This is a genomic window from Streptomyces sp. NPDC089915, from assembly GCF_040684675.1.
In the GTDB taxonomy this organism is placed as follows: domain Bacteria; phylum Actinomycetota; class Actinomycetes; order Streptomycetales; family Streptomycetaceae; genus Streptomyces.
This window is the reverse complement of record NZ_JBFBGN010000175.1, coordinates 1-12,445: the sequence shown is the minus strand read 5'-3', so window position 1 is coordinate 12,445 and position 12,445 is coordinate 1. Positions and strand designations below refer to the sequence as shown.

Genomic DNA, 12,445 nt, shown 5'->3' with positions numbered 1-12,445 from the left:
ACAACCACACCCCGCCACACGACATACCCAGTGGGGTGACTGGAGTACAGAGGTGTCATCTACCGAACCCGCGGAGCCGCCCCCGCGCCTCAAACGCCGGCGGGGCTGGAGGGGTAAACGGCGCCGGGGCCGGAACGGCCGGCGCGTGGCCCGACAGGCGGGTCCGTAGCGGAGCGGACTCGCGGCGGGCGTCGCGGATGGAGTGGGGGAGGGGGGTCCAGCCCGCCAGGCGGCCCAGGGAGACCACCGGGGGGTGGACCGGGGAGACGGCCATGACGTCGGACGGGGTGCCCAGGAGCGGGGGCTCGCCGGGGGAGGGGAGGAGCAGGACGCGGTCGGCGTACTGGACGACCCGCTCCAGGCGGTGCTCCGCCATCAGGACCGTCGTGCCCAGGTCGTGGACCAGCCGCTGGAGCACGGCGAGGACCTCCTCCGCCGCCGCCGGGTCCAGTGCGGAGGTGGGCTCGTCCAGGACCAGCACCTTCGGGTGCGTGGTCAGGACCGAGCCGATCGCCACCCGCTGCTGCTGGCCCCCGGAGAGGGTCGCGATCGGGCGGTCGCGCAGTTCGTTCAGGCCCAGCAGGTCGAGGGTCTCCTCCACCCGGCGGCGCATCACCGCGGGCGGCAGGCCCAGCGACTCCATGCCGTACGCCAGCTCGTCCTCCACCACGTCCGTCACGAAGTGGGCCCGCGGGTCCTGCCCCACCGTGCCCACCACGTCCGCGAGCTCGCGCGGCAGGTGCGTACGGGTGTCGCGCCCGGCCACCGTCACCCGCCCCCGCAGAGTGCCGCCCGTGAAGTGCGGGACCAGCCCGGACACGGCCCCCAGCAGGGTCGACTTGCCGACCCCCGACGGGCCGACGAGGAGGGTCAGCTCCCCTTCCGGGAGGGTGAAGTCCGCGTCGCGCAGGGACGGCCGCGCGGCGCCCTCGTACGTCACCGAGACCTGGTCGAAGCGGATCAACGGGACGGCTCCTTGGAGGAAGGGGAGGGCATGGGGGCGACGAACGCCGGGAGCAGGCCGAGCAGCACCGCCGCCGCAGGCCACAGCGGCAGCCCCGGCGCGACCAGCGGGACCACGCCCGGCCGCAGCCCCTCGGGGTCCACCGACCCCGCGTGGATGAGGAGGGCCGCCACCGCCGCCCCCGACCCGGCGACCAGCCAGGCGCGCGCCCCCCACCGGTCGGGCCGGTAACGGGTGCGGACGCTGCGCCGCCCGCCCAGCCGCAGCCCCGCGAGGGCCAGGGCCAGGCCGATGTCGAGCAGGGGCAGCCCGAACGCGGCGCCCTCCGCCGCGAGGAGCCCGTACGTGCCCGCGCACATGCCGAGCAGCCCGCCGAGGGTGAGGGCGTTGGTGGTGTGCCGCACCGCGGGCGGGACCTGCGCCGTACGCCCGTACCCGCGCGCGTCCATCGACGCGGCGACGGCCACCGAACGCTCCAGCGCGCCCTCCAGCACCGGCAGCCCGATCTGGAGCACGGCCCGCACCCCGCCCGTGGGACGGCCGCGCAGCCGGCGCGCGGTCCGCAGCCGGGCCACGTCCGCGACCATGTTCGGCGCGAAGGTCATGGCCACGATGACGGCCACGCCCGCCTCGTACAGCGCGGCCGGCAGCGACTTCAGCAGCCGCGCCGGAGAGGCCAGGGCGTTGGCCGCGCCCACGCAGATCAGCAGCGCCGCCAGCTTCGCCCCGTCGTAGAAGGCGAACACCAGCTGCTCGGCGGTGACCCGCCCGCCGAAGCGGATGCCCTGCGCCCACGCCGGGAGCGGCAGCTCCGGCAGGGTGAACAGGAGGTGCGTGCCGGGGATCGGGGAGCCCAGCAGCACGGAGAACAGCAGCCGCAGCCCGATGACGAACAGGCCGAGCTTGACGAAGGCGCCGTACGAGCGCGCCCAGGGCGCCTCGGTCCGGCGGGCGGCGACCACGTAGCCGGCGACCCCGACGATCAGCCCGAGCAGCAGCGGATTGGTGGTCCGGGAGGCGGCCGTCGCCAGCCCGAGGGCCCACAGCCACCAGGCCCCCGAGTGCAGGGCGTTGCCGCGCCGCGCCTCGGGAGCCCGCCAGGGCCCCCTGCGGTCGTACGTCGGCCCCCGCGACCCCCGACCGGCCCCTGCGGCGCCGGGCCGGGGCGGGGTCACGCCTTCGGCCGCGGGGCCGTGGGCGGCGTTCCCGCCCGTCATCGCCTGCGGCGGCGGGACTGCCAGACGGCCGCCGCGCCCAGGGCGGCCACCGCCGCCACACCCGCGAGCAGGCCGGCCGAGGGGCCGGAGCCCCCGCCCGGCGAGGGCGCGGCGGCCGGGCTGGAGGCGGCGGCGGACCCGGAGGCCTTGGGCTCCGTGTCCGCGATCGGCTCGCCGCAGCCGGACTTCGGATAGCCCGAGATCGCGCACAGCAGCGCCGCCCCGTTGTAGCGCAGCGGCTTCGCCACCGAGGCCAGCGCCTCGGCGGCCGTGGCCTCCGGGGCCACCTGGGCACAGGCCGTGCGCGGGGCCTCCTGCGGCGGGGTCTCGCCGGCGGGCGCGTCCCCGGGCAGGCCGAAGTCGACGACCAGCGCCACCCGCTTCCTGCCCTCCGCCGCGGCGGTGGCGCCGCAGACGGCCTCGAAGTCGGCACCGGCGCGCGGCTGGGCCGCCTCGGCGCCGGCGTCCTTGCTCACGGAGAAGCGGAAGCCGAGCGTGGCGCCGTCCGCGGGCCGGGCCGTCGACGGGCCCTGGGTCGCGTACCCCCACTTCCCGCCCGTGCCCTCCCAGAACGACCAGTAGCGGTAGCTCGCCGCCAGGGCCGGGGAGGCCGCGAACAGGGTCAGGAGCAGGCCCAGGACGGCCAGCAGGCCGACGGGGACCCGCGAACGGCGCCGGCTCACAGCTGGTTCTTCTTGCGGCGGCCGCTCAGCAGGATGCCGATGCCCATGCCGGCGGCGGCGCCCGCGCCGATGATCCACCAGAGGTTCTTGTCGCCGGAGGAGGACTTGTCCTCCTTGCTCTCCACCTTCTGCGCCTCGGCGTCCGGCTGCTGCGGGGCCGGGCCCGTCGCGTTCAGCGCGGCGACGAGGTCGACGCCGCCGAAGGCCTTCGGGTCGGTGCCCGTGGCGTGGGCGGTCAGGACCAGGGTGGCGAGGGCGGCCGGGTTGCGGTTGGACCAGGAGGCCGAGTTGTTCTTGAGCCACTCCAGCGCGCCCGAAGCCGCCTGCCGGTGCCCGGTCGCGGCCAGGGCGATCACGGCGTCGGCGGTGTTGCCGGTGTCCGGGGTCGGCTGGTCGGCGCCGGGGGTGACGGCCGTCAGGTGGCCGTCCTTCTTCAGGGCCTCGGCCAGGTAGCCGGCGGCGGCCTGGGCGGCGGCGGCCGGGTCGGCGGCGCCCGCCGGGCAGGGCAGCGCGGCGGTGGGGGTGTCGGTGGTGGCGGGCTCGACGAGCGTGCCCTTGCCCAGGCCCGCCAGGACGGCGGCGGCCGTGGCGTCGGCGTTGGCGGCGAGCTTGCCGTCGGCCGGCTGGTAGCCGAAGGCGCCCCGGTCGGCGGCCGGCTCGGCGGAGCAGCCCAGCTGGAAGGAGAGCAGGCCGTCGTAGGCGGACTTGCCGGCCTTCGACTTCACCTCGGCCGGCTTCTCGCCCGCCACCGCGAGGGCGCTGATCACGATCGAGGTGGAGCTGCCCTCGCTGGGGGAGCCGGGCACGTAGGCCCAGCCACCGTCCTCGTTCTGGACGGACTTCAGCCAGTCCACGGCCTTCTTGACCTGGGCGTCCTTGCCGCCGAGGGCCTTCAGCGCCTGTACGGCCGCCGCAGTGGCGTTCGTGTCGAACACGGTCGTCGCGTCACAGGCCTTCGCGGAGTCCGCGCGGAAGGAGGCGAAGCCGCCGTTCGCGCACTGCTGGCCGGTCAGCCAGTCGACGGCCTGCGCGGCCGGCTTCGCGCCGACCGTCTGCTGGGCGAGCAGCGCGAAGGACTGGCGCCAGACCCCGTCGTAGGAGGGGTCGGCCTTGCCGAAGAGGCCCGAGGGGACGACCGGCGGCGCGGAGGGGGCGGGCGGCGGCGTGTCGGCGAGGGCTGCGGGGGCGGCGCCCACACAGAGCACGGCGGAAGCGGCGAGCGCGGCTGCGCTGCGGCGGACGTTCATGGCGGGGCGGGTGCCTCTCGTGCGGGGAGCGGGAGACGGGCACGCGCGGGTACCGGGCTCCGGCTCCGTTTACCTCGACGGTGCCGGCCGCCGGGGGCCCCGGCGGCACGAGCCGCGCACCTCCGCTACGGGGCATCCCGGCTCCCCGCCCCGCCTGCGGCGGGCCGGGTCACGGTTGCGGGTCAGCGCCGGATTCGCACCGGCTTCCCCCCGTCCGGAAGTGTGGACGACGGCCTCACTCTACCGGCCCGTACCCCGTGGGCCCCGGGGCGCCCGGCCCGCGCACGCCCGTCCGGCCCGCCGCCCCGCGCCCCTCATACCGCCCGGTACGCCACCGGCCCGGTGCCCGGGACGGCCTCCGCCCGGCCCTGCTTCACCAGGCGCCGCAGATGGGCTTCCGCTTCCGAGACGGCGATGTTCCGGGAGCCGTACGGGATCTGCTCCCAGGGCCGGTTCCACTCCATCCGCTCCGCGAGCGCCCACGGGGTCAGCGGCTCGGCCCGCAGCAGCCGCCACAGCCCGGCCAGCCGCTCCTCGTGGTGCGCGAGGAGCTCCCGTACGCGGGCGGGGGCGTCGGTGAAGGCGTGCTGGTGCGCCGGGAGCACCTCGGCGGGCTCCAGGCGGCCGACGCGTTCGAGGGAGTCGAGGTAGTCGCCCAGGGGGTCGGTGACCCGGGTGTCCTCCGGGGCCTCGTACAGGCCGATGTGCGGGGAGATCCCGGGCAGCAGGTGGTCGCCGGAGAAGAGCCGGCCGTTGCCGGGCAGGTTCGCGGGGTGGGCCTCGTCCAGGTGCAGGCAGACGTGGCCGGGGGTGTGCCCGGGGGTCCAGATCGCCCGCAGCCGGCGCCCGGGCAGCGGGAGCGGCTCGCCGGGGACGATCTCCCGGTCGGGGACGGCGGCCCGCAGCCCGGGCAGGGTCCGCATCCGCCCGCTCGCGCGGGCCGCCCGCAGCGGCGCGACGTGCTCCTCGGGGGCTCCGGCGGCGGTCAGCTTCTCGCTCATGTAGTCGAACCAGACGCCCGGCTCGGCCGAGCGGGTCCGCAGCACGACCTCGGTGTCGGCGGCGTGCATGGCGATCCACGCTCCGGAGGCCTCCCGGACCTTCCCGGAGAGGCCGTGGTGGTCGGGGTGGTGGTGGGTGATGACCACGCCGTGCACGTCGCCTACGGCGATGCCGAGAGCGCCGAGCCCGCCGGTGAGGGCGTCCCAGGACGCGGGGTCGTCCCAGCCGGTGTCGACGAGGACGGGGCCGGCGTCGGTGTCGAGGACGTGGACGAGGGTGTGTCCGAGGGGGTTGTCGGGGATGGGGACCTTGACGCCCCACACACCCCCGCCGTGGTCGGTGACCTGTGACATGACCTCTGACATGGGGGCTCCCTGGCCGACTCGATCCGCTCTGACGAGAACGCGTTCCAGTAGTAGCCCAAGTCGACCGTCCACCAACAGTCCTGACCGGCCATCGGATCTTCCGGGGCTCTCGTCCGGACCGTGGACTCCTGGAAGTAGAACTGGTATCAGTTCTGCGACACCGGTGAGAGCGCGCGCAGCCCCTGGAGGCATCGGACATGACCGAGCTCGTGGAACACGGACAACTGTTCATCGGCGGGGAATGGACCGATCCGCTGGGCACCGGCACCATCCGCGTCGTCTCCCCCCACACCGAGCAGGTCATCGGCAGCGTCCCGCACGCCTGCGAGGCCGACGTCGACCGCGCCGTCGCCGCCGCCCGCCGGGCCTTCGACGAGGGCCCCTGGCCCCGGCTCTCCCTCGACGAGCGCATCGCGGTCGTCACCCGGATCAAGGACGCCATCACCGTCCGGCACGAAGAGATAGCCCGCTCCATCAGCTCCCAGAACGGCTCCCCGTACTCCTGGAGCGTCCTCGCCCAGGCCCTCGGCGCGATGATGGTCTACGACTCCGCCATCACCGTCGCCCGCGACTACCCGTACGAGGAGCGCCGCCAGGGCGCCCTCGGGCCGATCCTCGTCCGCCGCGAACCGGTCGGGGTCGTCGCCGCCGTCATCCCCTGGAACGTCCCGCAGTTCGTGGCCGCCGCGAAGCTCGCGCCCGCGCTGCTCACCGGGTCCTCCGTCATCCTCAAGCCCTCGCCCGAGGCCCCGCTGGACTCCTTCATCCTGGCCGACATCGCCCGGGAGGCCGGACTGCCCGAGGGCGTGCTGTCGGTCCTGCCCGCCGACCGCGAGGTCAGCGAGTACCTGGTCGGACACCCCGGCGTCGACAAGGTCGCCTTCACCGGCTCGGTCGCCGCCGGCCGGCGGGTCATGGAGGTCGCCTCCCGCAACCTGACCCGGGTCACCCTCGAACTCGGCGGCAAGTCCGCCGCCGTGATCCTCCCGGACGCGGACCTGGAGGCCGCCGTCGCCGGGATCGTCCCCGCCGCCTGGATGAACAACGGCCAGGCCTGCGTCGCCCAGACCCGCATCCTCGCCCCCCGCAGCCGCTACGGAGAGATCGCCGAGGCCCTCGCGGCGGCGGCCGGAGCCCTCGTCGTCGGCGACCCCCTCGACCCGGCGACCCAGCTCGGCCCGCTCGTCGCCGAGCGCCAGCGGCGTCGCTCCCTCGACTACATCCGCATCGGCCAGGAGGAGGGCGCCAAGATCCTCACCGGCGGCGGCCGCCCGGCGGGCCTGGAACGCGGCTGGTACGTCGAACCCACCCTCTTCGGAGACGTCGACAACTCGATGCGCATCGCCCGCGAGGAGATCTTCGGCCCGGTGGTCTGCCTGATCCCGTACGGGAACGAGGCGGAGGCCTCCCGTATCGCGAACGACTCGGAGTTCGGCCTCAGCGGCAGCGTCTGGACGGCCGACGTCGACCACGGCGTCGACTTCGCCCGGGGCGTGCGCACGGGCACCTTCAACGTCAACACCTTCAGCCTGGACATGCTCGGCCCGTTCGGCGGCTACAAGAACAGCGGCGTGGGACGGGAGTTCGGCCCCGAGGGCCTGAGCGAGTACCTGGAGCACAAGATGATCCACCTGCCGGCGGGCTCGTGATGGGCGACCGCTGGCAGGTCGAGGTGGACCGGGGCGTCTGCATCGGCTCGGGCATGTGCGTCAACCACGCCCCCGAGGCCTTCGCCCTCGACTCCGCCCGCCAGTCCCGCCCCCGCGCCCCGCAGACGGACGCCAACGAACCCACCCTCACGGCGGCGGAGGGCTGCCCCGTCGAGGCCATCCTGATCACCCTGGCGGCCACGGGGGAGCCGGTGTTCCCGCCGGAGGACTGACGGTGGCCGGGGCGGAGCCGACGGCTCCGGCCCGACACGCCCCACCCGACATGCCCGGACGAAATAGCCCATATCGCTAACTTGTCGCATCATCCCCTTCCACTCCTCCGGAAGAAGACCGATGCGCCAGCCCGCCCCGTCCACCGCGCGCAGACGCGCCGCGTGGTGGCCCCTGGTCCTGACCGCGCTCCTCCTGGCCTGGGCCGCACCCCCCGCCCCGGCCCACGCCGCCCCCCGGCCCCACCCCCGGCCGAACCCCGACCGCCACCACTCGGTGCACCACAAGCACCGCCACCACCCGCAGCTCTCCCAGCAGGCGAAGGCCGGGCGCTACGGGGGCGGCGGCGCCAAGGTCGGGATGCTGCGCACCTGGCCGACCATCGACTTCTCCGGCCAGGCCGTCCTGCGCGAGTTCAAGCTGCGCGCCCTCACCGCGCACACCGAGTTCTGGGTCCCCACCGGCGACCTGCGGGTGGACACCGAGGACTGCGCCACCTCCAACGCCGACGACCTCGTGATCAACGACCGGGACCTGCGCTACCTGGGCGAACAGTTCGAGCACGTGATCCGCCCCCGCGAGGCCGAGCTCTTCGGCGTCCCCAAGCCCCGTGACGGCTCCAACGCCAAGCCGGAGCTGCTCGACCCGGCCATCCCCAAGGACGCCTGGCGCGGCAAGGGCGACCGTGTCGTCGTCCTCGTCAACAACATCGCGGCCGGCGGGGAGTTCTTCAGCGCCGACGTCGAGACGGTCGACCGCCAGATGCTCACCATCCAGGCGGCCGGCTGGAAGACCATGCTGCGTGCCGAGCCCGCCGACCTGGGCGGCACCCCCTGCCGCATCTGGGAGGGCTTCCCGATGCCGAACTACATCGAGGGCCTGCTCGCCCACGAGTACAACCACGTGCTCTGGTACAGCGGGGCGAAGGACAGCCAGGGCGCCGCCTGGACCACCGAGGGCACGGCCGAATGGGCCCGATGGCTGGTCGGCTACGACGACCGCCGGCAGGACGCCCTCAAGAACCTCAAGATCGGCTGCTTCCAGGGCCGCCAGCAGGCCATGTTCCCGGCCGGCTACACCGACGCCTACGGCGACCGCAACGGAGGCCCCGAGAACTCCCTCACCCTCTGGGGCGACCCGGGCCAGAGCTTCCTGTGCGACTACGGCGCCTCCGAAACCATGATCCACACCCTCGCCGAACGCTACGGGAAGCGCTTCGTCAGGGACCTCCTCTTCGAAGGCGGCGGCTCCGGCTTCGACCGCCTCGCCAAGACCCTCGCCCGGTACGGCGCCCACGAGGACCCCTTCGCCCTCCTGCGCGACTGGTCCACCACGGCGGCCCTCGACGGCATCCTCGACGACGGGGCCGAACTCACCGGCGCCGACCCCCGCCGCTTCCGGGCGAAGCCGCTGCACTCCACCGTCAACCTCGACACCCCCTTCGCGTACGCCCGCCCGGGCGCCCCCGCCAACGGCGCGGACTTCGTCCGCCTGCGCGACGCCTCCGGCGGCCCCCTGACCGCGGCCGGGCTCCGCTCGCTGACCTTCGACTCACCCGCCGTCTACCCTGCGAGCCCGGTGGAGTGGACCGTCGACCCGGACGGCCACGCCCCCGGCGACCCCGCCCTCTACTCCGGCCCCCAGGCCGACGACGTCGACCGCAGCATCGTCCGCTCGATCACCGTCGACCCGGCCGACCCCACCCTCTCCTTCGACGCCCGCTGGGAGACCGAACCGGGCTACGACCTCGGCGCGGTCCAGGTCTCCACGGACGGCGGAGCCACCTTCACCTCACGCCGCAGCGCCGGCATGGTCACCGCCCTGGCCTCAGACGCCGAACCCGGGGCCGTCGCCCTGCTGCCCGGCTTCAACGGCGACAGCGGCGGCTGGACCCACCAGAGCATCGACCTCTCCGACCTCGCGGGCCAGACCGTCCTGGTCGCCTTCCGCTACCGGACGGACGCCTTCTTCAACGAGGCCGGCCTGTGGATCGACAACATCAGGTCCGGCTCCACCCCGATCTCCGACGGCACCTCCCTCACCGGCTGGCGGACGATCAGCAGCTACCAGATCCACAAGATCCCCGGCATCAGCCTGCGCCTCGTCGCCTACACCGACGACCACAAGCACGCCTGGACCGCCGACGTCCCCCTGGACGCCGACCACCACGCGGCCCTCGACGAACACCGGATCCGGCACCTCGTCGGCACCGGGGCGGCGACGGTCTTCGCGATCGTCGACCACTACGAACCCACCGAGACGATCAAGAGCGCCGCGCCCTACCGCCTCACCGTCAACGGCGTCCTCCAGCCCGGCGGAGCCTGACCGGCGGCCCGGCTTTCCTCCCGGCGGCGACCGGAGGATCGTAGGAGGTGTGACCGATAGGCGTCGCCACTGGGAGGTGCGTCATGCGCAAGGTCATGGACTGCCGGGAGTACCCCAGCGAGATCGGGTGCACCCTGACGATCATCGGTGAGGAAGACGAGGTCATGGGCGCGGCCGTCCAGCACGCGGTCGCCGTCCACGGCGAGGAGGACACCCAGGAGTTCCGCGACGCGCTGCGCGGCATGCTCAAGACCGAGGCGACCTCAGGAGTGTGACCCCCGGAGCTCCTCCAGCGCCTCCCGGGCGGTGAAGGACTCGAACAGCCGCAGCACCGGCCCCCGCTCGGAGGCCAGGACGCCGTAGTACTCGGGAATCAGCGAGAGGTCCCCCCAGGGCTCCTCCACATGAGCCCGCACGAGCAGCCTCCCCGATCCCGTGGACCGGATCCACGGGATCAGGAGGAAGCCGTCCAGCGCGGGGTCGACCGGCTCCCCGCCCAGCGGGACGGCGTCCGCCCCGCCGACCAGCTCCAGACCGGCCGGGCGCCCGTCACCGGCGCACTCCGCCAACCGCCCGGCGACGGCCGCCCGCATCCCCCACACCTCCGCCACCACGGAGATCTCCGCCCGGGTGTCCTCACCGATCCGCACCCGGTGCCGCAGGAGGCCGTCCACCAGGAGGCCGACACCGGCCTCCTGCTCGCCCACCTCCCAGCACACCCGCACCTCATCGCCGTCGGCGTCCGGCAGCAGGGCGGCGAAACGGTCCCAGACCTCGGCTTCATCGATCACCCGCAGAGGCTAACGCCACCTCCTGCCCCCTGCCGGAAAACAAGCTGCGAACCCGCCCTCCCCCTGCGAGGCTGCGCGGGATGAACCGCGAACAGATCTCCAAGCTGGCCCACACCCACCACCCGATCAAGTCGCCCGTGAACGACGACACGGTGAGCCGACTCCTGGCCCAGGCCCTCCCGCGCGGCGACGAACGCGTCCTCGACCTGGGCTGCGGCAGCGCGGAATGGCTCCTGCGCGCCCTGGCCGCACACCCGGACGTCCGCGCCGAGGGCGTGGACATCTCCGAGAGCGACCTGGCGGAGGCCCGCCGGCGGGCCGACCACCTCGGCGTGGGTGACCGCCTCGACCTGCACCTCCGGAAGGCCGAGGACTTCACCTCCCCGCACCCCTTCGACCTGATCCTCTGCGTCGGCTCCACCCACGTCTTCGGCGGCCTGCTCCCCACGCTGGAGGCCGTCCGTAGGTTCCTGGCCCCCGGCGGGCGCGTCATGATCGGCGACGGGATCTGGGAGGGCACCCCCACCCCCGAAGCGGTCGAGATGCTGGGCGACTTCGACGACCTGCCCACCACGGTGGACCGGATCGTCACCAACGGCTGGACCCCGGTCCAGGGCCACACCAGCACCCGCCAGGAACTGGACGACTACGAATGGTCCAACTGGGGCACCCTGGCCGACTGGGCCCTGAACAACCCCACCCACCCCGACAGCCCCCAGATCCTCGACTGGTCCACGACCCGCCGCACGGAATGGCTCCACACCTACCGCAACGCCTGGAGCTTCACCACCCTCATCCTCCGCCGCACCTCGGACTGACCGCGCCGCGCCCGCGGCTCAGTTCGCCCGTTCGACCGCCTCGACGATGCCGATCTCGATGTGCGGGCTGGGCCTAGGGTGTCCCGGGAGCAGAGGGAGTGATCGGTTCGATGACCAGCCAGGGCAGTCCCCGTCAGCCGAAGTACCAGCGGATCGCCGATGCGTTGAAGGCGGCCATCCGTTCGGGCGAGTACGGCCCCGGTGACCGGCTGCCCGGCGAGAACGACCTCATGGCCACGTACGAAGTCGCCCGCATGACCGCACGCCAGGCACTCGGCGTCCTCCAGAACGAAGGCCTCGTGGAGGCGCGCAAGGGTGCGGGCGTCTTCGTCCGCGCCTTCAAGCCCCTGCGGCGGCGCGGTATCGAGCGCCTGGCGCAGGAACAGTGGGGTTCGGGCCGTTCCATCTGGTCGGCCGACACGGATGACCGTGAGCTCGTGGTCGACCAGATCGACGTGCGCGAGCAGCGAGCGGGGGACCGGATCGCCGAGGTCCTCGGCATCGCCGCCGACGAGCGGGTCTGGGCCCGAAGCCGCCGTTTCGTACTCGACGGCAAGCCGGTGCTCGTCGCGACGTCGTACCTGCCCTCGATTCTCGCCGCCGACTCCGCCATCACCCAGGCCGACCCCGGCCCCGGAGGCATCTACGCGCGGCTGACGGACTTGGGGTACGCCCCGGTCCACTTCCGTGAGGAGATCCGATGCCGCATGCCTTCGGCCGACGAGGCCGAGCGGCTGTCACTCTCCTTGGGCACACCCGTCATCCAGATCATCCGCACCGCCTTCGCCGAGGGCGGCCGCCCGGTCGAGGTCAACGACATGACCCTGGACTCGGCGTCCTACGTCCTGGAATACGACTTCGACGCCCGCTGACCCCAGACGGGCCGCAGACGCCGAGACCTGGGCAGCGCGTAGCGATCTGATGCGCCGGGTGTTCCGCAGGGCGGTCCGTACGCCATCCGGCGCGGGTATCAGCCCCAGACGGGCGGCGGACGCCGAGCCGAGAGGAGCGCGTAGCGATCTGACGCGCGGGGCGGCGCCGATTGCCGCTACTGCCGCCCCGGCTGCCCGGTCTGCCGGCCCCCGGCCGCCCCGCCTGCTCGCTGAGGGAGCCGGATGCCCCGACCCTGGACCGTGCCGTCCTTTTGGGGGTT

11 protein-coding genes, 1 pseudogene and 1 riboswitch are annotated in these 12,445 nt (G+C 73.9%); of the genes and pseudogenes, 6 read left to right on the top strand and 6 right to left on the bottom strand.

The window, feature by feature from the left end; translation table 11 throughout:
* Positions 1 to 148: 148 nt before the first annotated feature.
* From AB0O29_RS31515 to AB0O29_RS31495, 5 genes and pseudogenes are all read right to left on the bottom strand, one after another.
* A pseudogene (locus tag AB0O29_RS31515) lies at positions 149 to 964 on the bottom strand (ABC transporter ATP-binding protein); the annotation flags it as partial.
* Positions 961 to 2,181 (bottom strand): energy-coupling factor transporter transmembrane protein EcfT, encoded by a 1,221-nt coding sequence (locus tag AB0O29_RS31510; RefSeq protein WP_365158474.1) that lies wholly within the window; start codon positions 2,179 to 2,181, stop codon positions 961 to 963. The pseudogene AB0O29_RS31515 and the gene AB0O29_RS31510, both read right to left, overlap by 4 nt.
* Positions 2,178 to 2,864, bottom strand: coding sequence for an SCO2322 family protein (locus AB0O29_RS31505; RefSeq protein ID WP_365158471.1), 687 nt, complete (start codon positions 2,862 to 2,864; stop codon positions 2,178 to 2,180). Before AB0O29_RS31505 ends, AB0O29_RS31510 begins: the two co-directional genes overlap by 4 nt.
* Complete coding sequence (locus AB0O29_RS31500; RefSeq protein ID WP_365158468.1) at positions 2,861 to 4,111, bottom strand: prenyltransferase/squalene oxidase repeat-containing protein; 1,251 nt, start codon at positions 4,109 to 4,111, stop codon at positions 2,861 to 2,863. Before AB0O29_RS31500 ends, AB0O29_RS31505 begins: the two co-directional genes overlap by 4 nt.
* A 130-nt stretch (positions 4,112 to 4,241) precedes the next feature.
* Positions 4,242 to 4,321: riboswitch (cobalamin riboswitch) on the bottom strand.
* 104 nt (positions 4,322 to 4,425) lie between these two features.
* Entirely contained in the window at positions 4,426 to 5,478 is a 1,053-nt protein-coding gene (locus AB0O29_RS31495; protein ID WP_365158465.1) for an MBL fold metallo-hydrolase, read from the bottom strand.
* A gap of 197 nt (positions 5,479 to 5,675) precedes the next feature.
* Between AB0O29_RS31495 and AB0O29_RS31490 the strand changes: the two genes are divergently transcribed.
* The 4 genes from AB0O29_RS31490 to AB0O29_RS31475 all read left to right on the top strand — a co-directional run bounded on the left by AB0O29_RS31490 (position 5,676) and on the right by AB0O29_RS31475 (position 9,958).
* Positions 5,676 to 7,127: an aldehyde dehydrogenase gene (locus AB0O29_RS31490; protein ID WP_365158462.1), complete on the top strand. Its 1,452-nt coding sequence runs from the start codon at positions 5,676 to 5,678 to the stop codon at positions 7,125 to 7,127.
* Positions 7,127 to 7,360, top strand: a complete 234-nt coding sequence (locus AB0O29_RS31485) for a ferredoxin (RefSeq protein WP_365158459.1) — start codon at positions 7,127 to 7,129, stop codon at positions 7,358 to 7,360. The genes AB0O29_RS31490 and AB0O29_RS31485 overlap by 1 nt, the downstream gene beginning before the upstream one ends.
* 121 nt (positions 7,361 to 7,481) lie before the next feature.
* Entirely contained in the window at positions 7,482 to 9,683 is a 2,202-nt protein-coding gene (locus tag AB0O29_RS31480; RefSeq protein ID WP_365158456.1) for a choice-of-anchor J domain-containing protein, read from the top strand.
* Between the two features lie 83 nt (positions 9,684 to 9,766).
* Positions 9,767 to 9,958 (top strand): DUF1059 domain-containing protein, encoded by a 192-nt coding sequence (locus tag AB0O29_RS31475; RefSeq protein ID WP_358898349.1) that lies wholly within the window; start codon positions 9,767 to 9,769, stop codon positions 9,956 to 9,958.
* On the opposite strand, the gene AB0O29_RS31470 is transcribed toward AB0O29_RS31475, so the two are convergent.
* Positions 9,947 to 10,474: a hypothetical protein gene (locus AB0O29_RS31470; RefSeq protein WP_365158453.1), complete on the bottom strand. Its 528-nt coding sequence runs from the start codon at positions 10,472 to 10,474 to the stop codon at positions 9,947 to 9,949. The two genes, AB0O29_RS31475 and AB0O29_RS31470, sit on opposite strands and share 12 nt — an antisense overlap.
* An 80-nt stretch (positions 10,475 to 10,554) precedes the next feature.
* On the opposite strand from AB0O29_RS31470, the gene AB0O29_RS31465 reads away from it, so the two are divergent.
* Positions 10,555 to 11,292 carry a class I SAM-dependent methyltransferase gene (locus AB0O29_RS31465; RefSeq protein WP_365158450.1) on the top strand — a complete coding sequence of 246 codons (738 nt, stop codon included), beginning with the start codon at positions 10,555 to 10,557 and terminating at the stop codon, positions 11,290 to 11,292.
* A 110-nt stretch (positions 11,293 to 11,402) separates the two neighbouring features.
* Positions 11,403 to 12,164, top strand: coding sequence for a GntR family transcriptional regulator (locus AB0O29_RS31460; RefSeq protein WP_365158447.1), 762 nt, complete (start codon positions 11,403 to 11,405; stop codon positions 12,162 to 12,164).
* Positions 12,165 to 12,445: the final 281 nt, after the last annotated feature.

What these genes read in the sequence shown, in the direction of transcription:
- AB0O29_RS31490 (WP_365158462.1), top strand. Translation starts at nt 5,676, where the DNA reads ATGACCGAGCTCGTGGAACACGGACAACTGTTCATCGGCGGGGAATGG.
- AB0O29_RS31475 (WP_358898349.1), top strand. Translation starts at nt 9,767, where the DNA reads ATGCGCAAGGTCATGGACTGCCGGGAGTACCCCAGCGAGATCGGGTGC.
- AB0O29_RS31485 (WP_365158459.1), top strand. Translation starts at nt 7,127, where the DNA reads ATGGGCGACCGCTGGCAGGTCGAGGTGGACCGGGGCGTCTGCATCGGC.
- AB0O29_RS31500 (WP_365158468.1), bottom strand. Translation starts at nt 4,111, where the DNA reads ATGAACGTCCGCCGCAGCGCAGCCGCGCTCGCCGCTTCCGCCGTGCTC.
- AB0O29_RS31480 (WP_365158456.1), top strand. Translation starts at nt 7,482, where the DNA reads ATGCGCCAGCCCGCCCCGTCCACCGCGCGCAGACGCGCCGCGTGGTGG.
- AB0O29_RS31465 (WP_365158450.1), top strand. Translation starts at nt 10,555, where the DNA reads ATGAACCGCGAACAGATCTCCAAGCTGGCCCACACCCACCACCCGATC.
- AB0O29_RS31510 (WP_365158474.1), bottom strand. Translation starts at nt 2,181, where the DNA reads ATGACGGGCGGGAACGCCGCCCACGGCCCCGCGGCCGAAGGCGTGACC.
- AB0O29_RS31495 (WP_365158465.1), bottom strand. Translation starts at nt 5,478, where the DNA reads ATGTCAGAGGTCATGTCACAGGTCACCGACCACGGCGGGGGTGTGTGG.
- AB0O29_RS31460 (WP_365158447.1), top strand. Translation starts at nt 11,403, where the DNA reads ATGACCAGCCAGGGCAGTCCCCGTCAGCCGAAGTACCAGCGGATCGCC.